This is a genomic window from Parvularculales bacterium (assembly GCA_036881865.1).
GTDB lineage: Bacteria > Pseudomonadota > Alphaproteobacteria > JAPOUT01 > JBAJNM01 > JBAJNM01.
Genome location: JBAJNM010000002.1, coordinates 1 through 25,920, shown reverse-complemented (window position 1 = coordinate 25,920; position 25,920 = coordinate 1). Strand labels below are relative to the sequence as shown.

23 protein-coding genes are annotated in these 25,920 nt (G+C 52.2%); 9 read left to right on the top strand and 14 right to left on the bottom strand.

Going from position 1 to position 25,920, the window contains the following annotated elements; genetic code table 11:
- A complete protein-coding gene (locus V6Z81_00875) occupies nucleotides 1–1,578 on the bottom strand; it encodes an acetyl-CoA acetyltransferase (protein ID MEG9861051.1) in 1,578 nt (525 codons plus the stop codon).
- Nucleotides 1,579–1,763: 185 nt separating this feature from the next.
- On the opposite strand from V6Z81_00875, the gene glnA reads away from it, so the two are divergent.
- Nucleotides 1,764–3,173: a type I glutamate--ammonia ligase gene (glnA, locus tag V6Z81_00870; protein ID MEG9861050.1), complete on the top strand. Its 1,410-nt coding sequence runs from the start codon at nucleotides 1,764–1,766 to the stop codon at nucleotides 3,171–3,173.
- 47 nt (nucleotides 3,174–3,220) lie between these two features.
- Here the strand turns inward: glnA and V6Z81_00865 are convergent, their stop codons facing one another.
- Nucleotides 3,221–4,519: an NADH:flavin oxidoreductase/NADH oxidase family protein gene (locus V6Z81_00865; GenBank protein MEG9861049.1), complete on the bottom strand. Its 1,299-nt coding sequence runs from the start codon at nucleotides 4,517–4,519 to the stop codon at nucleotides 3,221–3,223.
- 147 nt (nucleotides 4,520–4,666) lie between these two features.
- Here V6Z81_00865 and parE point away from each other — a divergent pair, with 147 nt between their 5' ends.
- The 3 genes from parE (at nucleotide 4,667) to V6Z81_00850 (ending at nucleotide 8,971) form a co-directional block, all read left to right on the top strand.
- Entirely contained in the window at nucleotides 4,667–6,805 is a 2,139-nt protein-coding gene (gene parE / locus V6Z81_00860; GenBank protein MEG9861048.1) for a DNA topoisomerase IV subunit B, read from the top strand.
- Nucleotides 6,806–7,055: 250 nt separating this feature from the next.
- Nucleotides 7,056–8,444 (top strand): DEAD/DEAH box helicase, encoded by a 1,389-nt coding sequence (locus V6Z81_00855; GenBank protein ID MEG9861047.1) that lies wholly within the window; start codon nucleotides 7,056–7,058, stop codon nucleotides 8,442–8,444.
- A 134-nt stretch (nucleotides 8,445–8,578) separates the two neighbouring features.
- Nucleotides 8,579–8,971: a hypothetical protein gene (locus tag V6Z81_00850; protein MEG9861046.1), complete on the top strand. Its 393-nt coding sequence runs from the start codon at nucleotides 8,579–8,581 to the stop codon at nucleotides 8,969–8,971.
- A gap of 235 nt (nucleotides 8,972–9,206) precedes the next feature.
- Here V6Z81_00850 and V6Z81_00845 read toward each other — a convergent pair whose 3' ends face one another.
- Entirely contained in the window at nucleotides 9,207–10,676 is a 1,470-nt protein-coding gene (locus V6Z81_00845; protein MEG9861045.1) for a coniferyl aldehyde dehydrogenase, read from the bottom strand.
- A gap of 264 nt (nucleotides 10,677–10,940) precedes the next feature.
- On the opposite strand from V6Z81_00845, the gene V6Z81_00840 reads away from it, so the two are divergent.
- On the top strand, nucleotides 10,941–11,732 hold the full coding sequence (locus tag V6Z81_00840) for an enoyl-CoA hydratase/isomerase (protein MEG9861044.1): 792 nt from the start codon (nucleotides 10,941–10,943) through the stop codon (nucleotides 11,730–11,732).
- 186 nt (nucleotides 11,733–11,918) lie between these two features.
- On the top strand, nucleotides 11,919–13,310 hold the full coding sequence (locus tag V6Z81_00835; GenBank protein MEG9861043.1) for a surface lipoprotein assembly modifier: 1,392 nt from the start codon (nucleotides 11,919–11,921) through the stop codon (nucleotides 13,308–13,310).
- Here the strand turns inward: V6Z81_00835 and V6Z81_00830 are convergent.
- From V6Z81_00830 to V6Z81_00780, 11 genes are all read right to left on the bottom strand, one after another.
- On the bottom strand, nucleotides 13,307–13,672 hold the full coding sequence (locus tag V6Z81_00830; protein MEG9861042.1) for a TfoX/Sxy family protein: 366 nt from the start codon (nucleotides 13,670–13,672) through the stop codon (nucleotides 13,307–13,309). The genes V6Z81_00835 and V6Z81_00830 overlap by 4 nt on opposite strands.
- A gap of 85 nt (nucleotides 13,673–13,757) precedes the next feature.
- Nucleotides 13,758–14,807: a fumarylacetoacetate hydrolase family protein gene (locus tag V6Z81_00825; protein ID MEG9861041.1), complete on the bottom strand. Its 1,050-nt coding sequence runs from the start codon at nucleotides 14,805–14,807 to the stop codon at nucleotides 13,758–13,760.
- A 10-nt stretch (nucleotides 14,808–14,817) separates the two neighbouring features.
- The gene (locus V6Z81_00820; GenBank protein ID MEG9861040.1) at nucleotides 14,818–15,234 is read right to left on the bottom strand and encodes a DUF6640 family protein; all 417 of its coding nucleotides are present in this window, start codon (nucleotides 15,232–15,234) and stop codon (nucleotides 14,818–14,820) included.
- 10 nt (nucleotides 15,235–15,244) lie between these two features.
- Nucleotides 15,245–16,024 carry an SDR family oxidoreductase gene (locus V6Z81_00815; protein MEG9861039.1) on the bottom strand — a complete coding sequence of 260 codons (780 nt, stop codon included), beginning with the start codon at nucleotides 16,022–16,024 and terminating at the stop codon, nucleotides 15,245–15,247.
- A 13-nt stretch (nucleotides 16,025–16,037) separates the two neighbouring features.
- The gene (locus V6Z81_00810; protein MEG9861038.1) at nucleotides 16,038–17,684 is read right to left on the bottom strand and encodes an FAD-dependent monooxygenase; all 1,647 of its coding nucleotides are present in this window, start codon (nucleotides 17,682–17,684) and stop codon (nucleotides 16,038–16,040) included.
- 17 nt (nucleotides 17,685–17,701) lie between these two features.
- Nucleotides 17,702–18,787, bottom strand: coding sequence for a VOC family protein (locus V6Z81_00805; protein MEG9861037.1), 1,086 nt, complete (start codon nucleotides 18,785–18,787; stop codon nucleotides 17,702–17,704).
- On the bottom strand, nucleotides 18,784–19,167 hold the full coding sequence (locus V6Z81_00800; GenBank protein MEG9861036.1) for a carboxymuconolactone decarboxylase family protein: 384 nt from the start codon (nucleotides 19,165–19,167) through the stop codon (nucleotides 18,784–18,786). The genes V6Z81_00805 and V6Z81_00800 overlap by 4 nt, the downstream gene beginning before the upstream one ends.
- Entirely contained in the window at nucleotides 19,164–20,060 is an 897-nt protein-coding gene (locus tag V6Z81_00795) for a glutathione S-transferase N-terminal domain-containing protein (GenBank protein MEG9861035.1), read from the bottom strand. The genes V6Z81_00800 and V6Z81_00795 overlap by 4 nt, the downstream gene beginning before the upstream one ends.
- A gap of 16 nt (nucleotides 20,061–20,076) precedes the next feature.
- Nucleotides 20,077–20,955 (bottom strand): fumarylacetoacetate hydrolase family protein, encoded by an 879-nt coding sequence (locus V6Z81_00790; GenBank protein MEG9861034.1) that lies wholly within the window; start codon nucleotides 20,953–20,955, stop codon nucleotides 20,077–20,079.
- A 103-nt stretch (nucleotides 20,956–21,058) separates the two neighbouring features.
- Nucleotides 21,059–22,657, bottom strand: coding sequence for a bifunctional 3-(3-hydroxy-phenyl)propionate/3-hydroxycinnamic acid hydroxylase (locus V6Z81_00785; GenBank protein ID MEG9861033.1), 1,599 nt, complete (start codon nucleotides 22,655–22,657; stop codon nucleotides 21,059–21,061).
- 13 nt (nucleotides 22,658–22,670) lie between these two features.
- A complete protein-coding gene (locus tag V6Z81_00780; GenBank protein ID MEG9861032.1) occupies nucleotides 22,671–23,309 on the bottom strand; it encodes a TetR/AcrR family transcriptional regulator in 639 nt (212 codons plus the stop codon).
- A 118-nt stretch (nucleotides 23,310–23,427) separates the two neighbouring features.
- Here V6Z81_00780 and V6Z81_00775 point away from each other — a divergent pair, with 118 nt between their 5' ends.
- From V6Z81_00775 to V6Z81_00765, 3 genes are all read left to right on the top strand, one after another.
- A complete protein-coding gene (locus tag V6Z81_00775; protein MEG9861031.1) occupies nucleotides 23,428–24,291 on the top strand; it encodes a glutathione S-transferase family protein in 864 nt (287 codons plus the stop codon).
- A 25-nt stretch (nucleotides 24,292–24,316) separates the two neighbouring features.
- Nucleotides 24,317–24,886 carry a cytochrome b gene (locus V6Z81_00770; protein ID MEG9861030.1) on the top strand — a complete coding sequence of 190 codons (570 nt, stop codon included), beginning with the start codon at nucleotides 24,317–24,319 and terminating at the stop codon, nucleotides 24,884–24,886.
- Between the two features lie 23 nt (nucleotides 24,887–24,909).
- The coding region (locus tag V6Z81_00765; protein ID MEG9861029.1) for a sulfatase-like hydrolase/transferase at nucleotides 24,910–25,920 on the top strand (1,011 nt) is incomplete at its 3' end.

Sequence of the window (25,920 nt, the reverse complement as noted above, 5' to 3'; positions counted from 1 at the left end):
TCACGCACTGCCACCCGGTGTAAAGATATTGCGGCCATCTTCACCGGCCCCGACATGACCGGGGAGGTCAAACCAGTCACGGGTCATCATGTCAGACCACATCCCGGGCTCTGATGGCGTATGGGCAATAAAACGTCCGTTGCCATCTTCCAGCCGTCCGATAACAAGGCCGATATGAGGACCGTTTCGGTTGTGTACGACCGTATAGGTTTCCACACGGGCAGCGCCCCGAGGATGGTCCACTGCTACCGGATGGGGTTCATTGTCAATCTCGGCCTGATAAGTAGAGGCCTCCTCACGTTGCCACGTGCCTTCCCTCGGCGTTGTTGAGTAAAGCCCGATGGCATGCTTGGTCAGATGCCACCCGTTGGCCGTGCATATTCCCCGGGAGCCGGGTTTGGCGCGGAGCCTGTCCATCATGGTTGCTACCGAGTGCATAACGTAACTGTTTCCCGCACCCCCAAAATAAGGCAAACCGCCTGTTACCGTTAAGGAGCGTAGGTCATCATCGGCAATGCCCAATGCTTCCCGGGCAATTTGAACGGCCGAGGGAAAACACGAATAGATATCAAAATAATCAACATCATCAATACGCCACCCGGCCATATCCAGCGCCTTGCGTCCTATGGTGCGAATGGCCGGAGAACTGTGATAGTTCACTCTTTCCGTTACATGCCAGATGTCATTGGCTTCTGCCCCCCCGTGGAGAAACACGTATTTCTCTTTAGGAATATTCAAAGCCTGCGCCACACCATAGGCCATCATCACAACGCAGGCTGCCTGGTCTACCTGCATGACGGCGTTCATATATTTCGTATAAGGAAAACCCACATAGCGGTTATCCGGTCCGGGGGTTGCAATTTCCTCCGCGCTGCGCGCTACCGGAAACCACGCTTGTGGATGATGGGCAGCAACCTCGGAGAAGGGCGCAAACAACTCTCCCAACTTGAACCGGTGGGCTTCACTCTTACGTTTTTTGTGATGCCGGATGCCATTCTCGAATAACGGATAAGCATTGACCGGAAACTGCAATCCATGGGTACGCTCAACCGTACTCACCCCATCCCGTTCAACCCCGAGGTTAATGCAATCACCTCCCGGATCATCTCCCCAATCCAGCGTTATCCCCTTGCCCATAGCCTTCATGAAACTGAAAAAACATTCGCCCCCTCCCACGAGAGCGACGTTCACCTCTCCTTCGGCGATACGGTCAGCCATGGCATTAATGAGATATTGCGGTGAGTTTCCACCGGTTGGTCCGTAGAACAACCTGTCCGGTTTGGTTCCCGTCAGTCTTGCCAACGTCGCCGGAGGGTTGGTGTAACGCCCGAAAGGAAACTCACGTACGCCGGGTGAATCTATGATAAATCGCACCACACACACGCTGTCCACCTCACCCCGGAGCCTGTCGCCCAGACCACTATCTTTAGCCGCCAACCGGGCGGCCTCGGACATAAGCGTGAGAGGTGATTTTGCTTCCTCCAACGCCCCACCCTTCTGAACCCGCTGCCCACAGCCCACCAGAACCGGTGTCCGCTCATCAATCAACCTATCTGGCATCATCTTTTTATCCGGCATACTTTCCCTCTTCTCTCTTTCTTTCCGTGAGATTACATCGGCTCCCTGAGTGAGTTTATCAGGACTGCCGGATAGAACAAAATGCTATAAATGACCTCAAAACCCTTTACAGAATGCTCATATCGTGCCAAATAGAGCCCTGATTGCGGGTCAACCGTACCCATCATAAAAAAAGGATAATCGCCATGGCGGCTGTGGATACCATTCAGAAAACAATCAAGGAGAAGGGCATCAAATTCGTTGACATCCGTTTTACCGATCCACGCGGTAAATGGCAGCATCTCACCATGGACGCCTCTATGATGGATGCCAGCGCCTTCAAAAACGGGATTCCTTTTGACGGCTCCTCCATTGCCGGCTGGCGTAGCATTGACAAATCAGACATGTTGCTCATGCCTGATGCGGAAAGTGCCGTGGTTGATCCTTTCTTCGCCCAGCCTACTCTTGTGCTGATGTGCGACATTTTCGAACCCGGCAATACGAAACCTTATGATCGTGACCCCCGCAATACGGCTAAAGCGGCTGAAGAATACCTCAAAGAGACCGGTATAGGCGATCAGGTTTTTTTCGGTCCGGAACCTGAGTTTTTTATCTTTGATAGTGTTCTCTTCTCGGTAGATCCCTACAACACGGGTTTTATGCTGGACGGCAGAGAATTACCCAGCAATATGGACACTCCCTATGAAACCGGCAACATGGGGCATCGCCCCCGCACGAAAGGCGGATATTTCCCGACACCTCCTGTCGATGCAGAACAGGATTTACGTTCCGAAATGCTGAGCGTTATGACCGAAATGGGTGTATCGGTAGAAAAACATCACCATGAAGTGGCTGCCGGGCAGCATGAACTAGGCATTACCTTTAACACACTGACGAACATTGCCGATGACGTCCAGAAATACAAATATGTAGTGCATAACGTAGCGCACTCTTTCGGCAAGACGGCAACCTTCATGCCTAAACCCGTTTACGGCGACAATGGAACCGGCATGCATTGTCATCAATCGATCTGGAAAGGCGGTAAGCCTTTGTTTGCCGGAGACCAATACGCCGGGCTTTCACAAGAATGTCTTTATTACATCGGCGGTATTATCAAACACGCCCGCGCCATTAACGCCTTCGCAAATCCCACGACCAATAGCTACAAGCGTTTGGTGGCCGGATATGAAGCACCGGTGTTGCTGACTTATTCCGCTCATAACCGGTCGGCATCCTGCCGTATTCCGGTTTCCCATTCGCCGTCCGGTAAGCGGATTGAAATCCGCTTCCCCGACCCTGCGGCCAATCCCTATTTGGCGTTCTCTGCTATGTTGATGGCGGGGCTCGATGGGATTGTCAACAAAATTGACCCGGGTGAACCTTCAGACAAAAATCTGTACTTCTTATCCAAAAGAGAACTGGACCTGATGCCGCACGTATGCGCTTCGCTACGACAGGCCTGTGATGCGTTGGACGAGGATCGCGAGTTTTTGAAACAAGGCGACGTCTTCACGGACGGTCAGATAGACAGTTACCTTGAACTCAAGAAAGAAGAAGCGGAACGCTATAAGATGACGCCTCATCCTGTTGAGTTTGATATGTACTATTCCGTCTAGGGTTGGTTAACGGTTTAGTCTTGCAATAACGCCTTTTTTGGTTTGCGTTATTCTTGCAATAGCGCCTTTGCTGTAGCCGTTTCGTTTTTCTGATAATTTATAAAAGCGCGTAACGCGCCCATTTTGATGTCCGGGTTTTTGCCGTCTCCCATGCGGATAAGTTGAAGGCAGAACCATCCCTGTGCTCCCCAGCCATTGAGAGCTTTAATCAGATTGACAGAACTATTCGGGCCTAAAAAGCCCGGGCCAATCCGTAAACTTTTCTCAAAACGGGGTCCTTCCGTAACCGACCCGTTCAGGAGTCTGTTAGGAAAAGAAGGATCTACACAAAGAGGCCGCCCGATCCCGATAACATCAAGAGCATCGGCCTCAAGGGCCGCCTCCATGGCCCCCTTGGTGCGAAAACCTCCGGTTACCATTAATGGCATGCCGGCTACCTCGCGAATGTCTTTGGCATATTCCAGAAAATACGCCTCACGGGCAAGGGTGCTTTCACGACGGGTTTCACTAAGTTCCGGATTAAGGGTCATCGAGTCACTGCCCACCATGCGTGGTTGCTCGTAAGTACCACCGGATATTTCTAATAAATCTATGCCTTCATCATTGAGCCAGCGCACAACTTGCAGGGAGTCTTCCGGAGCAAAACCGCCCTTTTGAAAATCTGCCGAATTGAGTTTGAGAGCTACCGGAAAGTCTGCGCCCACGGCATCCCGCACGGCCCGTACAACGGACAGCAACAGGCGTGCCCGGTTTTCTAAAGACCCGCCCCACTCATCATCACGAACATTGACATCAGGTGAAAGAAACTCGCTGATCAGATAACCATGAGCGCCATGAATTTGAACACCTGTAAATCCTGTATCCCGTGCTACACGGGCTGCAGAGGCAAAACGCTCTATGACCTCTTCAATCTCCGTATTCTTAAGGGCACGGGGTTTACCAAACTGCCCGCCCGGCATCGAAAGGCCAATGTCAGAGGGACCGACAGGTTCCGGATTGACCGATGCCGGTGTCTGACGGCCGGCATGACTTATTTGCATCCAGCAATGATTGCCGGCCGCCGTGCCGGCCGCCGCAAAGAGCCGCAGGGCCTCCATGGCCTCATTAGCCTGCTGTCCGTCAATAGCAACATTGCCGGGGCGCTCCAGATACCGCCGGTCTACCTGCACATTCCCCGTTAAAAGCATCCCCGCTCCTCCGGTAGACCAACGATGATACAAGTTTACATGGCGTGCCGTAGCCCTGTTGAGCGGGTCTGCCAACCCTTCTGTCATGGCAGCCTTCGCCAACCGGTTTTTCAAAACGGCACCACACGGCAGTCTTAAAGAAGAAGCAATCAGTGTCATGGTCAATATCCCCGTTCTTGTCTCTATATCCTCAAGAATGACAAAAAACGGTAAATTTGCAAGACAGTTCTTGGGGGATACTCCCTGCCCCTTTAAACTGCCGGAACCATTCTTTGATTCGCCCCGGGAGTCACCCTGAGCTTCTTCATGCCGACACGCAAAACCAGAACATCTAAAACGTCTAAAGCCTCTAAAGCTCCTGCTCAAAAAAACCTTGACCTTTTTGCGTCTCAGAGCACGCGCAAACCCGCATCTCGCAAATCTGCATCTAAAGTTAAAACTAAAAAGACCGCTACTAAAAAAACGTCAGTCAGAACGGCAAAAAAAACCGGGAACACACGTAAAACCGGCAGTTCTGCATCCTCCTCCTCTTATGACGCACGTGATATCGAAGTTCTGGAAGGGCTGGAGCCGGTTCGCCGCCGGCCCGGCATGTATATCGGAGGAACCGATGAACGGGGGCTTCATCATCTTTTTGCCGAAGTTCTGGACAATGCCATGGATGAGGTCATTGCCCATCATGCTTCCCGCATAGACATAACCCTCCATAAAGACGGTTCCTTAACAATTGTTGATAATGGCCGGGGTATTCCGGTGGATGCTCACCCCCGCTACAAAAAGAAATCCGCCCTTGAAGTGATCATGACTACTCTCCACGCTGGTGGAAAATTTAACGGTAACGCTTATGAAACTAGCGGTGGCCTCCATGGTGTGGGGGTTTCTGTCGTTAGCGCCCTGTCCGACTGGCTTGAGGTAGAAGTTATACGCAATAAGACGCTCTATCAGCAACGTTATAAACGGGGTCAACCAACATCCTCCTTAAGCAAAAAGGGAAAAACCGGCAACCGGCGCGGCACCGCCATTAGGTTTCATCCGGACCCGGAGATTTTTGGTAAGACGGCACGTTTTAATTCGACCGCCCTTTATCACACGGCTCGCGACAAGGCTTATCTGTTTGGCAATGTAAAAATTAACTGGCAATGCCCACAACAGCACGGTGATACGCCGGCCAAAGCGCAGCTTCATTTTCCCAACGGCCTGCAGGATTATCTGGCAGCCTTATTAGGCGGCAAGACAACGGTCACCGCCGCTCCGTTTTGCGGACGCATCGATAAACCAAAAGGCGGCGGTGCTGTAGAATGGGCCATTGCCTGGGTCAGTGATACAAACAATGCTCTGCACTCTTACTGCAATACCATTCCAACACCCGCAGGTGGTTCCCATGAACAAGGGTTACGCACGGCCCTGGCAAAAGGGTTGCGGGCCTACGGAGATCTTTCCGGCCATAAACGCGCCGCCAGGATTACAGCCGATGATGTTCTTGGCACAGCGAGCGCCATTTTATCGATCTTCATTCAGGAACCTGTATTTCAGGGGCAAACCAAAGAAAAACTGGTCAGTGCCGAAGCCACCCGCCTCGTTGAAAACACCATCCGTGATCATTTTGAGCACTGGCTTACGGCAGCCCCGGGTCAGGCGGACAGTTTGCTGGAATGGGTTGTTGAGCGCATGGAAGAGCGGTTGCGTTCCCGTAAAGAGCGTGAAGTCAACCGCCAGTCGGCCACCCGCAAATTACGCTTGCCCGGTAAACTTGCCGACTGCGCTATCAATGAAGCGGAAGGGGCTGAGATTTTTATTGTGGAAGGTGACAGTGCCGGAGGATCAGCCAAACAGGCACGCAACCGCCATACTCAGGCGGTGCTTCCCCTGCGTGGCAAAATCCTTAATGTTGTCAGCGCCGGCGAGAGTAAACTGCACCAGAACCAGCAAATTGCCGACCTTGTTTTAGCATTGGGTTGTGGCGTGGGACGCAACTATAAAGAAGGCGCGTTGCGCTATGAAAAAGTCGTCATTATGACGGATGCCGATGTGGACGGCGCTCATATTGCTTCTTTGTTGATGACCTTCTTTTACACCCAGACGCCGGATTTAATTAACAACGGGCATCTTTACCTTGCCGTCCCGCCTCTCTACCGCCTTTCTCAGGGGGCCCGCACGGCCTACGCCAGAGATGACACTCACAAGGATGAATTACTGGAGACAGCCTTTGACAAGCGCAGGAACGTAGATATCGGCCGCTTTAAAGGACTTGGTGAAATGCTTCCGGCCCAGCTTCGGGAAACGACCATGAGTCCGGAAACCCGCACTTTATTGCGCGTTACAACGCCCGACCGGCACCGCAAAAACACAAACACGCTTATTAATCATCTGATGGGCGTTAAGCCGGAACACCGGTTTGCATTCATACAGGAACGCGCTGCTTTTGCCGACGGCCTTGATATCTGAACACAATATTAATGACTAACAAATTAATGACCGGTAAAACGTCTTCACCGTGGCACCTTGACATAAAAATAGAATCTGCTACATTTACCGGTACAGGCTTAGGCCTTCCCGCTAAACAGGAACTCTGATAATAGAGATCTGCTCAACCACTCGATAAGAGTTCTACTCTGGTATAAGAGAATATGTTTTTTCGTATGCGCCATCGTAGCGCAAAACCGCTCTTGAGCGCACTGTAGCCCTTTCAATCAATATGACATTCAAAGAACTCGGATTGGATAGCGCCCTTTTAGACGCCATTGAAACGGCTGGCTATACGACCCCGACCCCCATTCAGGAAAACGCCATTCCTACCATCCTGAAAGGACGCGATGTTTTGGGGATTGCTCAGACCGGTACGGGAAAAACGGCTTCTTTTACTCTACCGATTATTGACCGGCTGGCACGTGGCCGCGCCCGGGCCCGTATGCCCCGGTCGCTTATTCTGGAGCCAACACGCGAGTTGGCCGTTCAGGTTTCCGAAAATTTCGAAAAATATGGAAAAAACCACAAACTCACCATGGCCCTCCTCATCGGAGGTGTGTCATTTACTGAACAGGACAGAAATCTGGACCGGGGCGTTGATGTTCTTATTGCCACACCCGGCCGGCTGTTGGATCACTTCCAGCGTGGCAAGGTGATGCTCAATGGAGTTCAGATTTTGGTTATTGATGAAGCTGACCGGATGCTGGACATGGGCTTCATTCCGGACATTGAAGAGATTTGCAAAAAAATACCTTTTACCCGCCAGACGCTTCTTTTTTCGGCGACTATGCCACCGGAGATTCAGCGTTTGTCGGAGAATTTTTTGCAGGGCGCTGAGCGTATTGAAGTTTCACCCCCGACATCTGCGGCAAGCACCATTACGCAGTTTATGATTACCGTAGGGACAGACAATAAGAACCGCGCTCTTGAAAAAATCTTGCGGGAAGAAAAGATAGAAAGCGGCCTTATTTTCTGTAACCGCAAACGCGATGTCTCATCTCTTCAACGTACTCTCGAAAAGAGCAATTTCAATATCGGCGCTCTGCACGGTGATATGCACCAGCACATCCGTCTACAGACCCTCAATAAATTTAGAAACGGCGAAACAACCCTTCTGGTAGCCAGCGATGTAGCCGCCCGCGGGCTGGATATCCCCGAGGTTAGCCATGTCTTTAATTTTGACGTACCAACCCATGCGGAAGATTACATTCACCGCATAGGCCGTACGGGCCGGGCTGGACGAACGGGACGTGCCTTCATTCTCGTTACCCCCCGCGATATCAAATATATTGAAGCTATTGAAACTCTTATTGGCCGCAAAATTGACTCTCACACAGGACACAATATTGATAAAGATGCCGGCACGGAGGAGACACAACCCCGCAAACGCAGTCGGGGGCGTGCACAGGCTGCAAAACGCCAACAGACTTCTCCTGACCCGGAAGGCCGCAGCGGGCAAAAGAAGACATCTGCCAAAAAAGGCAATCGGCCTAAAAAGGATGACAGGCGGCAACGGGCCAACGCTCAGGGGCAAAAAGAAGTCCCGGATGAGCCTGAAAGCAACGCCCATCTGCCTGACTTTCTGCTCAGGCCACCCATTCCTACAAACAGCGGGTAAGTCACCCTGACCGGTTTAGGGGTCAGGCCGGCTCCGTTTTCTTCCAACCCTACCTTTTGATCTGCCGTTAGTTTATATTAATCTCTCTGGAAACCGGCTATGGGTAAACAAGTCAAGTATAGAGGTATCAAAAAATGAATAAAGCAATTCTGGCAACTGTTGTACTGGGGTCCTTACTCATCGGGTGCACCTCGAGGGATACTCCGGTTTCAGTTGTTGCTGAGGATATTCAGCAACAGTCATGGAAAATTGTTTTCGATCCGCAAAGTGCCGACCCACAGGCCGGACCCAATGATCTTGATGCGGCGCTTCAGGCAGGTCTTGCCCGAAGGGGCCGGTTAGTGCTTGATCATTGCCATCCGATAGTCGCGATGGGTGTTTTTGGGGACGAGGCCGTCAGAAAACTTCATGAAAACCGTTTGCAGGCCTTGGGAGAATGGTTCAATGCGCGCGGCGTTGTCCTTGATCTGCGCACGGGCGATTGTGGGAAAGATGCCCCTGTAAGTTTCGTTTTGCGCGCCCGGTAGGAAGAGACGCCATTAACCGGTTTTAGGCATAGTGGTTCCGGGAACCGCCTTTTGCGGTGCCATGATGTTATCACATGAAATTAAGAACACCAGACAGGAGAGCAAGCAGAAGAGACAGGCATCAGGTGAGGACCGGCCTGACCTGATGTCTTGACAATTGGTGCCGATGGCGCATGGCAAAGCCGGCGGGTCTGATTCCCGGCTGCTTTTAGAGGAAAAGCTAGCGTATAAGCTCCTACTTTTTAATGCCGGTTGCAATCCGTTTCCGGGTCTTTTCTCCGTATGGTGGACGGAACATCTCCGCTACCATCTTGAACTTTGACTGCACATAAACCGCCTTGGCGTGGCTGAAAGTATGGAAGCCGTCAACACCATGATACGACCCCATACCGCTGGGGCCGACACCTCCAAACGGTAAATCCTCCATGGAGACATGCATAATCACGTCATTGAGGGTGACTCCACCGGAGGTTGTTCTGTCCAGCAGTTTACGCTCCTCGGTTTCATTCCGGCCAAAGTAATAAAGCCCGAGAGGCCGATCATGATCATTGACATAATCAATGGCCTCATCCACCGATTGATATTCCTTAACCGGCAAAACGGGACCAAAAATTTCATCCTGCATGACTTTCATGTCATCGGTAGGATTAAGCACAATGGTAGGTGGAATCTTGTGGGTTGCCTGCTGGCTGAAATCTTCCTTCGCCGGATTAATCTCGACGAGTTTAGCACCCTTGCTGTCAGCATCTTCAAGATAGCCCCGCAAGCGGTCATAATGCCGCTGATTGATAACAGACGTATAATCCGGATTATCTTTCAGAGTTGGAAACATGGATTCCACAGAGCGGGTTGCCTCACGCACGAAATTGTCTCCCTCTCCTTTTGGCACAAAAACATAGTCCGGCGCTAAACAGATCTGCCCCGCATTCATGGTTTTGCCGTTCATGACTCGTGCCGCAGCGTCCTCCATGTCCGCACTGTCGGAAATAATCACGGGGGATTTACCACCAAGTTCCAGCGTAACCGGCACCAGATTTTCTGATGCCGCCCGCATAACATGGCGTGCAACGGAGGTAGCACCCGTAAACAAAAGATGGTCAAAGGGCAAACGGCTAAAGGCCTCGCCTGTTTCCGGACCACCCGTAATGACGGTGACTTCCGTTTCATCATAGGCTTCACTGAACATGCGCCTCATCAGTTCAGAACTTGCCGGCGTGTATTCGGACGGCTTGATCATACAACGGTTACCGGCTGCAAAAATACCCGCCAACGGCGCAAATGTAAGATTAACGGGAAAATTCCACGGGCTAATAACACCAATACACCCTAACGGCTGATATTCAACCCGCGCCTTGGCTCCCATCAGGTTTAAGGGAAATTGAGGCTTTCTCTTTTCCGGTTTTACCCACCGGTGAATATTTTCTTTGGCGTGCTTCAACGGACCGACAGAACCCATAACATCGGTCAGTAAACTCATCTCTGAACTGCGGTGACCAAAGTCAGAGGAAATAGCTTCGGCAATCTCGGACTGATTATCCACCAGTAATGCAATAGCCCGGTCAATCCACTCAATACGTTTCTCGACGCTCGGGGGGCCAGCCTCCCTGTGAGCCTGTTTTTGGCGCTCAAGTATATTTTGCATAGTTTCGCCGGTCTGCCCCGTAGGTGTGGCGACTACATTAAGTCTGTCTTCTGCAACACTCATAACATTATCCTCCTCTTAACTCATGCGGCCGTACCCTCTCACGGGTGCACAGCCTCATGGTAGCACAACCTCATGCTTGCGCAACGGGAAACCCCATAACAAACCGGCAAAGCTCCCCAAAAAAATCCGGTTAACGGGAGAAATTGGGGGATTTCTCATGCTCTTGAAAACAATCCCTTTGAGGGCTAGCATGACGCCCCGTCAGGATGGGCTTCCGGAATGAGCCCATGAGACACAAAAGTTAATCAAGCAGGAGTAGAGTCGGTGGAATTTAATCGTGTCAAGCTGGATAGTGATGGCCAGTTGGGTATTATCACCCTTAACCATCCGGAAGTTATGAATGCCGTCTCTCCGGAAATGCTGGAGGGATTATCGGAGGTTCTGGATTATGTAGAGACGTCTGACAACGGGTTTCGTTGCCTGTTAATGACAGGCGAAGGGCGCGGCTTTTGTACGGGGGCAAATCTGTCAGGGCGCGGTGATAATAGAGAAGGTGCCAATGATGCCGGTTCTGCGTTAGAGACCGGCTATCATCCGATCCTGCGCCGTTTGCGCAATCTGCCCGTACCGTTTTTGACGGCGGTTAACGGCCCGGCTGCCGGTGTCGGCATGAGTTTTGCGCTGATGGGCGACATGGTTTTGGCAGGACGGTCGGCTTATTTTCTGCAGGCTTTTCGGCGGATTGGCCTGGTGCCCGATGGCGGTTCAACCTGGCTCCTCCCCCGGTTGGTGGGTATGGCCCGTGCCAGGGAACTCGCTCTGATGGGTGAAAAATTACCGGCCGAAAAGGCTCTTGAATGGGGTCTCATTAACAGGGTCTATGATGATGAGGCTTTGATGGAGGAAGCGATTAAACTGGGCCATGAAATGGCTCAGGGGCCGACCCGGGCTCTTGGTCTCATCCGCCGCGCTTTTTGGGAAAGCCCGGACAATTCTTATGAAGAACAATTGAATCTGGAACGCCAGTCACAAAGACAGGCCGGACGCAGCGGCGATTTCCGCGAAGGGGTCAAGGCTTTTCTTGAAAAACGCCCGGCACAGTTCAAGGGCCATTAAACAACTCTCTCAACACACTTGAATCTCCGGTCTCTCCGCGTCTTCCGGCCTGTGGCGGACTCTCAATCATCGCAAAGAAAATATGGCGGGGCGGGTTCAGACAATAGTACGATGGTGACGTCGGGATAGACAGCGATGCTCCTCTCGTACCTGAGGGTTTTCCTATAGAAATAACAATGATTAGAAATGATTAAAACCTTACCCTCAAGAGCCACTTTAATAGCACTGGCCGCTGTTGTTATTTTTGCCCTGTCCCCAGTTTCGGTTATGGCTGAGTCCATAGCTGACCCTGTAACTCCTTCCCTGTCCTCCTCCGGCGCCTCTATGGCATACGCCCAAAGGCTCATTGACACGGGGCGCTTTGAGGAGGCTCTAAAAATACTGCAATCCCTGCCACCCGGTGACCTCAGCACCATAGAGGCCCTGTTTCTGTTGGGGTTGACGTCTCTGGAAGTAGCCAGTCGGGAAACGGCAGAAGACAGGAAAAATGCTTTACTCGATCAGACCATTACCGCCTTCCGGTCAATTTTGACAAACAATCCGGGTCTTGTGCGGGTACGGCTCGAATTGGCACGTGCTTTTTTTCTGAAAGGCGACGATGATTTGTCCCGTGAAAACTTTGAACGTGCTCTGGCGGGCAATCCGCCTCCGGTTGTCGCTGCCAATATCCGGTACTTTTTAACCTTGATACGGCAACGCAGACGCTGGAGTAGTTATTTCGGCATCTCTCTGGCACCCAGCACCAATATCAATGCCGCATCGGAGAACGACACAGTATATATTTTCGGGCTGCCTTTCCGCTTTGGTGAAGAATCCGGCTCAAAATCAGGAATCGGTGTTAATATCTGGACAGGAGGGGAATATCAGTATCCTCTGGGCGACAAGATCAGATTGCGAACCGGCGGTTCGATTTCACGTCAGGATTATGCCGCCAAAAGTTTTGACAGAACCACAATCTCCGCCCATATCGGGCCGCGCCTGCTTACCGGTCCGGATACGGAATTCAGCATACTGGCCAACGTCCGTATGAACCTGACGGCCGGTCGACGTTACAACCGGGAAACCGGGCCCTCTCTTGAAATTATTCACCGCCCCACCCGGAGCCTTCAGATTGACGGGCGCCTCTCCCGGTATGAGCGTTCTTTTCGGACGCAAAAACATCTTGACGGATATCAAACGGTCCTTGGACTGGGTGGCACATACATTGCATCCCCCACCGTGCGCCTTGAGGGCATGGCAAACTATATCTGGGAGCAGACCGAAGCGGAAAGATGGCGCAATGCTACCCGCCGGTTTCGGCTGGGGACATCAATAGCCCTGCCGCGGGGATTTACACTGGGCATCGGCGGTGAAATACAGCGGGTACGGTATAAGGGCCAGTGGCTTCCTTTCGTATTGGATGGCTCATCCCGCAGAGACAGCATCTGGCAACTGGATATATCCCTTTTTAACAGGGCTTTCACCATAGGCGGCTTTAGTCCTCAACTTTTCGTTGCCCGCGAAGTGCGCTCGTCAAACGCGCAGCTCTACGACTACCGCCGGACCCGCGCTGAAATGAGAGTTGTTCGTCAGTTTTAGCGGCGTTTTTTTGTGCGGGCAGGCTTGGCGGCTTTAGCCGCATGGGCAACATCTAAAGCACGGCGGGCCCACACGGCGGCCTCTTCAGGGTCGTCATAAAGATAGTCCGGCAAAGACCAGTACGACATGGTCGCGCTACGGCCATTGGCCATTTCAAAAACAAACGGGCTGCATCCTTCCGCCTCATATGAGGGGATCGTAGTCTCATTAACTTTAAAATAAAGCGTTTCATCGGCGATGAGGGCAAACATCACCTCTTCACAATAGACCCCTCCCCCGCCGAACATATTTTTAATGCGCACCGCCCCGAGTCCTTCAAGCAGTTCGCACACCATTTCTTTATATTCTGCACTAACCGCCATGACGCCCCTTCTGGAGTCTTAAGTGAACACCGCAGTCAGAATCCGCTAAAATAGGGAAATTATAGTCCTGTTTACCCATTGACTGTTATTTTCCGATGCGGGTTTCCAGAATGCCCAGATGGGTGCCGTAGGTCAAAATCATGTCGCCTTTGCGCAAATAGGCCCATGGCATCCATATATTGGGCAATTGGAACGCTACCCCTTCCGGTGTACCAAGCAGAACCGCCGTGCCGCGTTTCAGGCCATCGCATTCGGCGATTTTCAGGATCTCTTTGTGCAAATAAAAATCCTCACCGCAAATTGAAAGAGCCTTTTGGGCAATGGCATCTGCATCCCAGATCATCAGAGCCGCACCGGCACGCTGGCGCAGACGACCGTTAACACTGAGGCCCAGTTCAATTTCATTGTAAAATTCAGCCTGTTTGGGAACGGTCAAAATAGCGCCAACAGGCAGCATACCTTCACCGCCCTTGCCTTCCGGAAAGCCGGTGCGGCCAAGCGGGGTTTTAAGACTAATGTTTCTTAGCAAAGCCCATCGGTCAGTCAGATCATTACACAACACGTATGCAAAACGTCCTTTTTGTCCGGACGCGATGTCGTCAATGGCAACCGCGCATAGTTCAACCTCATAATCCAGTCTGGTGCGCTGGACCACAGGTACCTGCCATGCGGTCGGCTCTGATAATTTCGGAAACAGAAACGGTCCGTCCTCCAAGCCGACTTCTTCGGCATGGGCTTTGAAGTTGGTGCCGGCGGCGATAATGGTGGTTTGCGTATCAAACGGCACGCCGAGGTCTTGCCAGCCATAGTTTTTGCTTTCACCGCCGATCAGCGGCATCAATCCCTCTTCACCAAGCGCCCTGAAATAGTCCAGTGGTTCGGATTTTTGTGAGCCGGTAGCAGCGGCAAGATCAACGGCCGTCACACCGTTGCGGCTCATCTCTGTTACCAGAAGACTTCGGCCATCCGGCGTGCGGGCAAAACTCAATGCTTTTTCCACCGGCGCAAGGGTGAAAGCGGCCTCCGGTGCTTCACTCAAATGCTCTTTGAAGAGTGGCTGTGAAACATAAAGACTGCGGCCAACAAAAGCGGTAACCGCAATGAGGAGAATAAGGGCGGTTATTTGCAATGCCATTCTCATACCCTTAGGCCAATACGAGGCCGGTCGTGTTGAAAATTGTCATGATGGAGGCGCCGAACAAATTGGTATCGACTTTCACAACCTTGTTTCCGAACTTCCAGACAAACGGCTTGATACCGTTTACATCGGCTAGTGCCCCTTCAAACATAGGCATGGCGGCCATTGTCGCAAAAAAAGTGGCAATCCAGATATAATTCATCAAAGCACCGAGCACGAGATTGTCCATTCCCCAGATGAAATACAAGGTTAACAGCGCCAGTGCCGAATTGGTCAGCACTTGCCAGACAACATGAAAGCGCGCATGGGGTGTCCATAAAGGATTGGTAGCATGGGTCTTGTTAAAATCGGCAAACACCGGGCCAATCATGATCATCACGGCGACAAGGCTGACGAACCCATGAGCAATTAAATTCACAACCATTTGTCTCTCCTCAAATCAATCCGGAATAAGAACCGCCATCCAATTGCAGATTTTGACCGGAAATAAATCCGGCCTGCTCGGAACATAAAAAGGCACAGGCATCACCTAATTCCTCCGGTTGTCCGAGGCGGCCGGCGGCAATGCTGGCTTCCATCTCGGCCCACGCTTCCTCGTATGAAATCTTCTTTAGTGCCATGGCCAGTTCGGCCATTTGCTGCTGGCGTTGCGTGTCAAAACGCTCGGGTAGCAAATTATTAATCGTCACATTATCTTTCGCGACCTCTTTGGATAAGCCTTTCGAAAAGGCCGTCAAAGCCGAACGGGCCGAATTTGAAAGCCCCATATTGGGGTGGGGCGATTTAACCATGGCTGAGGTTATGTTGACGATGCGACCGAATTTGCGTTCGCGCATACCGTCCACCACAGCACGGATAAGCAGTGCCGGCGCAATCATATTGGCAGTGAAAGCATCACGCCACATGGCTTCATCCCATTGCTGATAAGTGCCGGGCGGAGGGCCGCCATTATTGGTCACCAGAATATCGGGCGCATCGCATGACTCCAGAAGTGCCGCACGCCCGTCTTCGCTGTCCAGATCCGCCACCACTGAACTGACCGCGCCTGCTTTCAGTTTTCTAATCTCGTTTTCAGCCGCCGTCAGTGTCTCGGCGTTGCGCCCGTTAATGATAACATGTGCGCCCTCGCGCGCCAGCGCGGCAGCGCAGGCATAACCAAGCCCGCGCGATGATGCACAGACCACTGCTTTTTTACCTGTTAATCCGAGATCCATTATGAACTGCCTCCTATTGATTGGCCAGCACACGGGCTATAGCCGCGCTGACATTTTTCTCACTCACGCTACCGGCTAAAAAATGAGCAGCAATGTGCCCGTCAGGCCGCACAAGCAGAGCCGCCAGATTATCATCCCACGCGGCCAGTTGCTCACTCCAGTTGCCGGTAAAATCAATTCCGTCCCGCATAATATCCAGTCGCTCATCGGATATTGGGGGGACTTCCTGATTATCGCGCAACAGCAGGGTAAAGTGCCCGCTCTGAACCAGTTCAATAAGCGGTAGTGTTGCTTGTTTATGGTTGACGGCACAATGCGGCAGGCAATCGCCAATGCGGAATTGCGGGCGGTAATCATCAATACCGAGCGCGGTATCGTCGTGACCGCCATAACTATAGCCTATTTGCAGGCGCAGACTGTCGAAATGGAGCTTTTGCGCCGCTATGGCACCGGCCAGTTCAGTCGAACTTTCGGCATGTTGGCAAATGGTGTCAAAATGCGTTTGCATATTTTCCGGATCGGGCCCAAGCAAAAACCCGATCAATTCAATCATCCGCATGGCGTTTTCAAGGCTTTGGGCGCTGTTGGTTTCGGCCACCGGTTTACGCTCGGCCTCATAACTGTCCAGCAAAACCGGTCCGGCAACACCCTTTTTAACGGCTGCCAGCTTCCACGCCAGATTTTGCGCGTCACCAACGCCGGTATTCAGCCCCAGCCCGCCGGCCGGAGGAAACCGGTGCGCCGCATCACCAACCAAAAAGGCCCGGTGCTTGCGGTATTGCACCGCCACTTGTGCCGTCATCACCCAGGGGTCAATAGTGTGAATGGTAAACTCAACGTCATTCCGTCCCAGCGCCGCCGCCACCAAACCGCGGCAGCGTACTTCATCATAAAGTGCCGGATCTTCCCCATCGGGCGGGCAATTATGCATCAGAACCCAGTTTTGACCATCATCATAAGAGATCAGCGCAGCCGCTGCCGTTGGCTCCATAATCCAATGCAGAATACCGGGCTTGTCGCCGATCAGTTCCGACAAATCGGCATGAAAATGAATCGTCATAAAATGTTGCAGCGCGTCCGGCCCTTCCATCTCAATGCCCATTTGCCGGCGCAGAGGAGATCCGGCGCCATCGGCGGCAATCAGATAATCACCCTTAAGGGTTTCTTCCCTGCCCTCCCCGCTCTGCACAATCGCCGTCACGCCTCTATCGTCCTGACTAAAACCGGTGCATTGCATCCCGCGTGACAGGCTGATTCCGGGATTGGCCGTCACATGGTTTTCCAAGATCGCTTCAAAGCGTGGTTGTGAAATATTGACCAGCCTGTAGGGAGCAAGTTCCAGAACCGCATCATCCTGACGTTCATAAGGCAACCCGCCGAGATAAGTGCCCGACAGGGTCGACCAGAAATTAACCATACCGCCGCGCCTCACAGGCATACCGGCGACGTAAATCTCTTCGGCGGGAATACCGGCCGTGCTGCTAATTTCAATTGTTTTGCCGTTTACCGCATGAGCGCGTGGTGTTTCCGCAATTTTTCTGCGCCGCTCAACAATATGGCTACTCAGTCCGTGCCTGGCCAGGAGAAGTGCTGCCAGCATGCCGGCAGGGCCCGCCCCGATAATGATAACGTCCGCATCATTGTTGCCGGTTTCCGACATCGCACTTGTCTCTGATTTTAGCGGGGGGCGCCTTTGACAATGATATCGACCAGACCTGGCACGGCTTCACGGAAATCGTCCAGTGCCTCAGGCGGCATCGGCAGATTAAAGCTGGAATGAGGAGTCGGCCCATATTGCCCCTTCACCACATTGATGAAGGGTACATCCTGCGGTGGCTGATCGGCGGTTACCAGATCGCCATCAGTCCAGTGCTCAAGAATAAAACCGGCTGTGTCACGCCAGTAATCATACAGTTGGCTCCCCAGAAGATGACGCCCGATACCCCATTCGTGGGTGTATTTGCCGGTGGTTTTCATATGAAAGTGACCGGCCAGCAAATCATCCATCGATTTTTCCAGCTCGAAGCCGGCATGGCCGAATGTGCCGTGAAACGGTTCGGCTTCAGGCGGCAGGGCCACCACATTTAATGTATGGTGATCGCTCGGCATTTCGCCATTATCGCAGCGAATGAAAGCCCCGCCGACATTACCGTCCGGCCCGATGATATTATCGGAGACAATCATGCCCAGCACATCATGATACCACTGTATGCTGGCCTGCCCGTCTTTCACATTGATGGCGGTATGACCCAGCCGCATGACGCTGCTCGGCAGGGCGTAGCGCATATTACCCTCACTGTCGATTTCCCACTCATCCGCACCGCGCCCGAAACGCTGGGGTTCATTCAGTCGTTTTTTCTGCTTGCCGGAGTTCAATACCGGCACGCTTTCATCAATCGGGCTGGATTTATTGACGCCATGATAGACTTCAACGCCCAGACCGTCGGGATCTTTAAAGCGCACCATTTTACCGCCCATCAGTGCATCGCCGTCTTCAACCTCAACGCCTTGTGCAGAAGCCAGAGCGTCCAGTTCGTCCATTGTGTTGACTTCATAACCTGCGGCAATAAAAGCATCTGCCCCGCCTTTTTCAGCGGCATAAATATACGCATCGGTGCCGGTGCCACGATAGTAAATTGACTCATTGTCTCTGGTGACGGCAATCATGCCAAAATCTTCCAGATAATCGGCTTGCGCCTTGAGGTCGCGCAACTGAAACCGCACAAAAATGACATCAGAAACTTTTGCAACCGGTCGGGTCATTGGGCCATCTCCTCATCCATTTCTTTCCAGACATCATCCAGTATGGAACTGGCGGTGACGGCCACAGGCCAGCCTGCATAATGGGCCACATGCAGGATCACTTCCTCAATGGTCTCACGTTCTATGCCGAGGTTGCGCGCGCCGCGGAAATGCAAAACCAGCTCATGCTCGCGATTTAGTGCAATCAACGTTGTCAGGGTGATAAGGCTGCGTTGCTTCAATTCCAGCCCGTCGCGCGTCCATATAGTACCAAACAGGGCCTGGAGCGTATGCGCACGTAAATCATCGCTCAGCGCCGGACCGGCCTTTGACAGCAAACCCAGTTTTTCAACAATGGCTGCACCCGCAGCCATTTTTTCTTCATCAATTTCATAACTCATGCGGCGTCCTTTCCTTGCTTTTGGGCGGCCAGATGCTTATCCACTTCACTTGCCAGAAGCGGCAGGAAGGGTGAAGGCCGGCCTTTGTAAATCTCATCTATGGCGGCACGCCATTCCCAACTGTGAAACCCGGTTATTGCCGGTTCATAGCTGGGCCGTGCCCGTACGCGTTGCCAATAGGCAGTAAGATATGGCAGGCGGCCGGTGGTGAAGATCATATCGAGATGCACATCTTCCAGCCGGTGAAAATGTGACGTCATCATCACATCAAGTAGCGAATAATCGCCAAACATGTAATCACGGCCGTCAGACAGCCGCTGCTCGCTATCGGCCAGACCCCGTGCGAGACGGCGGATGAATTTTTCATAAAGCGGCTTGGGCAGCCCGCCACGCAAACGCAGCACACAAAAAGCGACTTTGCGCATGCGGTCCGGATGTTTGGTCAAATAATCCCACATCACCGCCGGTACCGGACGGCGCTTTAATATATTGGCAAGGATATAAGTGCTGGCACCGGCAATTGATGTGCCGAAATTTTCACCCAGTTCTACATCACCGCGGAGCGCATTTTCATGCACTAAACTGTCCAGTGCAGCCAGACCTTCCGCCGTTTTCGGCAAAAGTGGCGTGCCCTGTTGCGGCGCATAATCATCCAGATAGCGCAAAATTTCCCAACTATTATAAATCGGCGTGCCGTTATGCACGAGCACCGGGACAACCACATTTGGATTGATTTTCTTATAAGCACGCGACAGGTTTTCGCCGGTCAGTTCCAGATGCATGTGGTGTGACTTATAGGCAATCTGCTTTTCCTCCAACGCCAGACGCACCATTTGCGAGCACAGGGACTCGCCATAATGATAGAGTTCGAATTCTGCCTCATGCGGGATCATCTTCTATCCATCTGCCCTATTCTATAACGGTACCGACCGGATCTTTTTCGACAATGTTTTCGATTGTGCCGAGCGGACCGAAATTACAGGTGACGACATCACCGGGCTTCAGCCAGGGCTGGCCTTCCATCCAGAGCGCCACGCCCGAGGTTGTCCCGGTCAGGATGATATCACCCGGATGCAAAGTACATACCGTTGATAAATGGTTGATGAGGGTCGGAATATCAAACACCAGAAGACCGGTATTGGAGCTTTGGCGTACTTCGCCATTCACCAGACAGGTGAAATCAATATCGGCAAAATCAAGTTCATCCGGCGTCACCAGTGCCGGCCCCATTGGGCAATGACTGTCCCAGCTCTTACCCATCGTCATGGTTTGCGAGGCCATTTGCCAGTCGCGAATGGAGACATCATTGGCGGCCATGCCACCGGCAATGACCTCGTGCGCACGCTCTTTAGGGACCCGGCGGCAGGTTTTGCCGATAACAATGGCAAGTTCGGCTTCATAATCCAGTTGCTCGGATTCCGGTGGCAGATAAATCGGGTCATAGGGGCCGGTGACGGAGGAGTTTTGCTTGGTGAACAACATCGGTATTTTGGGTGCCGGAAAATCCGGCATGGCTTCCTGCACTTCTTTCAGATGATCGGAATAATTCAGGGCAACGGCCAGAATTTTACCGGGCTGCGAAACAGGCGAGAGGAGCTTGACGTCGTTTAGTGCAAAATCATCACCTTTTGCGGCACGTGCAACCTGTACAGCCGCATCACCGGCGCGTAAAAATGCGTTCATCTCGCACGGTAAATCCGGTTTGGCGCGGGACAAATCGGTGATGCTTTCACCATTCAAAACGCCAATACGCATTGTGCCATCTTGTGTAAATGTAACCAGTCTCATAAATCCCTCCTCTTGTTCAATTGACTGTCCGAAATTTTCAAACGTCTGTCAATGAGTTATTGACACTTTGTCAATTTTCGGATCTTTGGTGCATGGGGTTCTTTCATTCTGCAGGCAATTTTTTTCCGTTGGCAAAAAGATGTTGCGATAAAGTTGCCAAATGCTCTTCCAACTGGTGTGGCAACGGTGGGCCGCCCTCTTTCAAAGCGGCATAAATTTGCCGGTCTGGCCTTAATAAAAACCCGCTCAGCCGATGTTGTCCGGCCATGACTGAGAGCAATCCATCGGTTTCTACCAAATCATCTCCCAACACCAGAATTTTACAATCGAGTTGCGGATAGGCATCACTGACTCTCTGGAAATCGGCTTTACCGGTATTGTGCAGGGCCAGCAGGCAAAATCCCTCCGGCAAAAACGCATCAAGCTTTTCCGTTTTGTCAGGCGTATTGGGGTGATGCACAAGCGGTTGCGGAATTTGCCGGCCGGAGGCCGGATCACCCGAAAAAAGACCGCTACCGAGCCGCCAGGTCTGACCGAATTCAATGCCGCTAAGCAGTTTCGGCAGCAGCTTGCCGAGGCGCAGAAAAGTATCGCGCATAATGGCTTTCAGTCGGTTTCGTGTCTGGATAATTTCACCAATTTTCACGGCCTGTTTTATAACCGCCCGGACATGCGCATGCCGTTCACTGTGATAGCTGCTGAGAATATGGGCTTCATAGCGCCCACCCAAAACGCCGGCCAGTTTCCATATGAGATTTTCGGCATCACGCAAACCGGCGCACATGCCCTGACCCAGAAAAGGCGGCATTTGATGTGCCGCATCGCCCATCAAAAACACTCTTCCGGCACGCATGCGCTCAGCCAGCAGGCCATGAAACTGATAGACTTTAGAGCGTAATATCTGCCCCTGATCGGGGCGAATATGGGGTGATAAATGGTGCAGATAAGGTGCCATCATGGCACGCACGGCATCTTCCTCTTCCATCGCATCATAATCATCACCCGGGTTAATCATAAATTCCCAGCGAATGTGCTGACCGGCGCAGGGAACTAAAGTGCCGGGCCGTGCCGGATCGCAAAACTGGTAAACATCATGATTAAACGTGATATCCGGCTCAAGCTCCCAATCAACCACCAGCCAGGGTTCATCGCATTGCATATCTTCAAGCGGAATATCCAGCAATTGGCGCACTGTGCTATCGGCCCCGTCAGCGCCGATGAGGTAAGCCGCCCTGATCTTCTTTGCTTCGCCGCTTTCAACATCTTGCAGTGTCAACTCTACGCCGTCTTCATCTTGCATCAGCTCCCGCAATGCCCAGCCCGGATTTTCGGTGACGCTGTCAAAGTGGCTCAAATGATCACGCAGGTGTTTTTCCACCAACGGCTGGCGGAAGAATATACTTGCCGGCCAGCCGGTAGTTTGCGGCAAACCATCCAACTCCACCCGCATAAGCGATAAGCCACGGCTATTGACGAAATTCAGAGATTTGTTGCATGCACTCTGGGCAAAAATAGCATCAGCCAGACCGACCGACTGGAAAATCCTCATCGTCTCGCCATCAAAATGCACACCGCGCGGAATGTCATAAATCGCCGGTTGCGGGTCAACCACCAGCGTGCGGATACCGTACTTACCAAGCAAATTGGCCGCCAGAGCACCGGTCGGTCCAAATCCGGCAATCACCACATCATAATCACGCAACGGGTAGTCCTCCTTACGGTGCGCTTAAAATCTCTTTTAGCATGGCCGGATCGCCACCCGCCCCGCGCAATAAAATTTGCAAGGTGCTGACCGCTTCATGCGAGGGCACGGCATCATCGGCATGGCGTGCAACCAGACTCAAAATACCGGCAACATAAATTTGCATAAAAATATCAATCTGTTTCTCCTCGAGGGTCAAACTTCCCTCGGCAATCGCTGCCTTGATATCGCGGCGCAAATTCTGCATGCGTATATGGGTGAAGGCGGGGTCTGAACCCATCAGTTTCACAATCGCCTTCCTGCGGTTTTTATCACGCAAGCCCATCTTAACCAGACTGAGTGGAATGCGCGCCAAGCGGTGCAGCGCACTTTTATCTTCGGTTTCATGCGCCTCATAAAGCGCTTCCACCCTGTCAATTTCACGCCGTATCATCGCGTCAAGTAAATCATCAACGGAGTCGAAATAAGTATAAAAACTTGGCCGCTTCATCTGTGCGGCGGCGCATATTTTGCCCACCGTTAACTCGCGCAGCGAAATTTCACCCAATAATTCCAATCCCGCATCCATCAGCGCCTCACGTGCCCGCGCACCTTTGCCGGGCGTGTCTTTTACCTTTTGGGTCAGTTCTGTCTTGGTCTGGCTGGCTGGCATGGATACTTTCTTTTACGTCGGATAGGCTAAAAAGAGTATTGACATACTGTCAATTCTATTTTTAGCTTGAATCGAAGGAATACGGATATTTCGTGTAAAATGGCAGGGAGAATGGGCCTTGGTAGAACTGGCTGAATTTGATGTCCTGACCAGAGAGGTTTTGCACTGGCAGGGTCTGCATCTGTTTCATTTCTCCGGCTCGTCATGCTCGCAAAAATTGCGGATTTACGTGCGGCTGAAAAATATTGAACTCACCCTGCACCCTGTAAATCTGGTCAAACGTGAAAACCAGACTGATTGGTATATGGGCATCAATCCGCGCGGGTTGGTGCCGACCCTGATTGATGATGGTAAAGTCATCATTGAAAGCAATGACATCATCACCTATCTGGAAAACAAATTCCCTACACCGGAACTGATACCGGACGGACAGGCCGAGGAAGTGAGCGAACTGCTGGATTTTGAAGACCGCTTGCATATGGATTTGCGCGCCATCACCATGCGGTTTTTCGTGCCGTCTGCCATGGCGCAACGCAGTGACGAACAATTGGCGCACTATGAGAAAGCAGGTTCCGGTCAGGTCTGCGGCCGGCCCGATGACCATAAAGCCGGGGAATTGGCCTTCTGGCAGGATATGAAAGCCCACAACGGAATTCCGGATGCGCGGGCGCAAGCAGCAGTCACGGCCTTACGCACCGCGCTGGAAACGCATGAGGCTACCCTCCGAAAGCAGCCCTATTTGCTGGGCAATACGCTGAGCGTTGTGGATATTGCCTGGTATATTTACGCCAACCGGCTGATCGGCGCAGGCTACCCGCTGGCCACACTGCACCCGCATGTCGGCGCATGGTTTGATGGCCTGCACAAAAGGCCATTGTTCCGCAACGAGGTGAAGACGCCGCTACCGGTCAAACTCATTTCCGCCGCAACCCGTCTGGCACATCGCGCCGGACGAAGGCATATCCAAACTTTCATTTCCTGAAAAGAAAATAGAATAGGAGCGCCGGATGCAAAAAGATTACGCTATTGTCCAGAAAGTCATTCACTGGATCATGGGTATTTTTATCATTCTTGATTTGTTTATTGCCCAGAAATTCGGCGATTTTATCGGTGATCCTGACGGGTTCATTGCCTACTATGATGAAACCCGTTTCGCCTCGCTCGCCGACCATGCGACCATGGGCTATATTTTGGCCACTCTGTTTGTGTTACGGCTGTATTTCCGGCATCGCCATGGCGGTGCTGAACTCCCCTCCGGCATGCCACGCTGGCAGGTGCTCGCCGCACATGCGGGTCATATAGGCTTGTATGTGCTCATGGGAGTACTTTTACTCAGCGGTATTATTACTGCCAGTGCGGCCAGCCAGCCGATTGTTATTTTCGGCTTTTTTGACGCGGCTTTTGGCGCGGCTGATGAAAGTTTTTTCCAGTCGGTGCGGTTAGTCCATGAAACGTGCACCAATTTGATTATCGCCCTCATCGTCATTCATATCGTCGCAGCGCTATATCATCATTTTATTGTTCGCGATAGAACCATGCTCCGCATGCTGCTATTTTGGAAAAAAACGCAGCTCTGACCGCTTGTGGAATTGCAGGGACCATGCGTTTTTTAATCTTACTCGCTACTCTTATGGGGTTTCCCACAGGTTGGGCCGGGGCGGCCGGACTGCCTGATATCATTTTCATTCTGGCCGATGATTTGGGCTGGCAGGATGTCGGCTTTAACGGCAGCGAGATCAGGACACCAAACCTTGACCGGTTGGCCGCCAATGGTAAACAGCTGACGCGCTTTTATGCGCATCCGACCTGTAGCCCGACACGGGCGTCGTTGCTGACCGGACAATCGGCTTTGCGTCTCGGTGTCACGCGTCCCTATTCCAAGCTCAATCCCAATGGCCTGCCGCTTGACCGCACGCTCTTGCCTGAATTTCTGAAACAGCACGGATATCAGACGGCATTGGCCGGAAAATGGCATCTGGGGCCGCGCAAAAAAGCCCATCTCCCGAACAATCGCGGCTTTGACAGTTTTTACGGTCATCTGACTGGCGGTGTCGGTTACTGGGATCATGTGCATGGCGGCCATTATGATTGGCAACGCGACGGTGTGACCGCGCGGGATGAAGGCTATACGACCCATTTGCTGGCCGATGAGGCGGTGCGGGTCTTACGCCAACGCGATAAGGCCAAACCCCTGTTTCTTTATATTGCTTTTGGGGCGCCGCATTTACCCAATGAAGCTCCGCCCGAAGCGCTAGCACCTTATGCGGCTATTGAATCGGAAAAAAGGCGCATCCATGCCGCCATGGTCAGTGAAATGGATAAGGGCATCGGGCGCGTTCTGGACGAACTTAAGGCGCAGAAAATGACAAAAGACACGCTCATTTTATTCATGAGCGACAATGGAGGTTTGACCGGACATGAACTCTTGCCGCGGTTTGCTTATCAGTTTGTCAATGGCATGCAATCACTGTTTGGCGTTCCCCTGCCCGTGCGCTTTATGGAATTCATGCGCACCAATATGTATGACGGGGCGGCTGATAATGGTGATTTGCGGGGCGGCAAGGGCTCTGTTCTGGAGGGCGGTATTCGTGTGCCGGCGCTGATAAGCTGG

Bases quoted from the DNA above. Each gene is read 5' to 3' on its own strand.
- V6Z81_00845 (MEG9861045.1), bottom strand. From the start codon at position 10,676: ATGAGTGTTGCAGAAGACAGACTTAATGTAGTCGCCACACCTACGGGG.
- V6Z81_00850 (MEG9861046.1), top strand. From the start codon at position 8,579: ATGAATAAAGCAATTCTGGCAACTGTTGTACTGGGGTCCTTACTCATC.
- V6Z81_00780 (MEG9861032.1), bottom strand. From the start codon at position 23,309: ATGCCAGCCAGCCAGACCAAGACAGAACTGACCCAAAAGGTAAAAGAC.
- V6Z81_00835 (MEG9861043.1), top strand. From the start codon at position 11,919: ATGATTAAAACCTTACCCTCAAGAGCCACTTTAATAGCACTGGCCGCT.
- V6Z81_00770 (MEG9861030.1), top strand. From the start codon at position 24,317: ATGCAAAAAGATTACGCTATTGTCCAGAAAGTCATTCACTGGATCATG.
- V6Z81_00825 (MEG9861041.1), bottom strand. From the start codon at position 14,807: ATGGCATTGCAAATAACCGCCCTTATTCTCCTCATTGCGGTTACCGCT.
- V6Z81_00810 (MEG9861038.1), bottom strand. From the start codon at position 17,684: ATGTCGGAAACCGGCAACAATGATGCGGACGTTATCATTATCGGGGCG.
- glnA (MEG9861050.1), top strand. From the start codon at position 1,764: ATGGCGGCTGTGGATACCATTCAGAAAACAATCAAGGAGAAGGGCATC.
- V6Z81_00800 (MEG9861036.1), bottom strand. From the start codon at position 19,167: ATGAGTTATGAAATTGATGAAGAAAAAATGGCTGCGGGTGCAGCCATT.
- V6Z81_00855 (MEG9861047.1), top strand. From the start codon at position 7,056: ATGACATTCAAAGAACTCGGATTGGATAGCGCCCTTTTAGACGCCATT.
- V6Z81_00795 (MEG9861035.1), bottom strand. From the start codon at position 20,060: ATGATCCCGCATGAGGCAGAATTCGAACTCTATCATTATGGCGAGTCC.
- V6Z81_00830 (MEG9861042.1), bottom strand. From the start codon at position 13,672: ATGGCGGTTAGTGCAGAATATAAAGAAATGGTGTGCGAACTGCTTGAA.
- V6Z81_00805 (MEG9861037.1), bottom strand. From the start codon at position 18,787: ATGACCCGACCGGTTGCAAAAGTTTCTGATGTCATTTTTGTGCGGTTT.
- V6Z81_00815 (MEG9861039.1), bottom strand. From the start codon at position 16,024: ATGGATCTCGGATTAACAGGTAAAAAAGCAGTGGTCTGTGCATCATCG.
- V6Z81_00790 (MEG9861034.1), bottom strand. From the start codon at position 20,955: ATGAGACTGGTTACATTTACACAAGATGGCACAATGCGTATTGGCGTT.
- V6Z81_00820 (MEG9861040.1), bottom strand. From the start codon at position 15,234: ATGGTTGTGAATTTAATTGCTCATGGGTTCGTCAGCCTTGTCGCCGTG.
- parE (MEG9861048.1), top strand. From the start codon at position 4,667: ATGCCGACACGCAAAACCAGAACATCTAAAACGTCTAAAGCCTCTAAA.
- V6Z81_00865 (MEG9861049.1), bottom strand. From the start codon at position 4,519: ATGACACTGATTGCTTCTTCTTTAAGACTGCCGTGTGGTGCCGTTTTG.
- V6Z81_00875 (MEG9861051.1), bottom strand. From the start codon at position 1,578: ATGCCGGATAAAAAGATGATGCCAGATAGGTTGATTGATGAGCGGACA.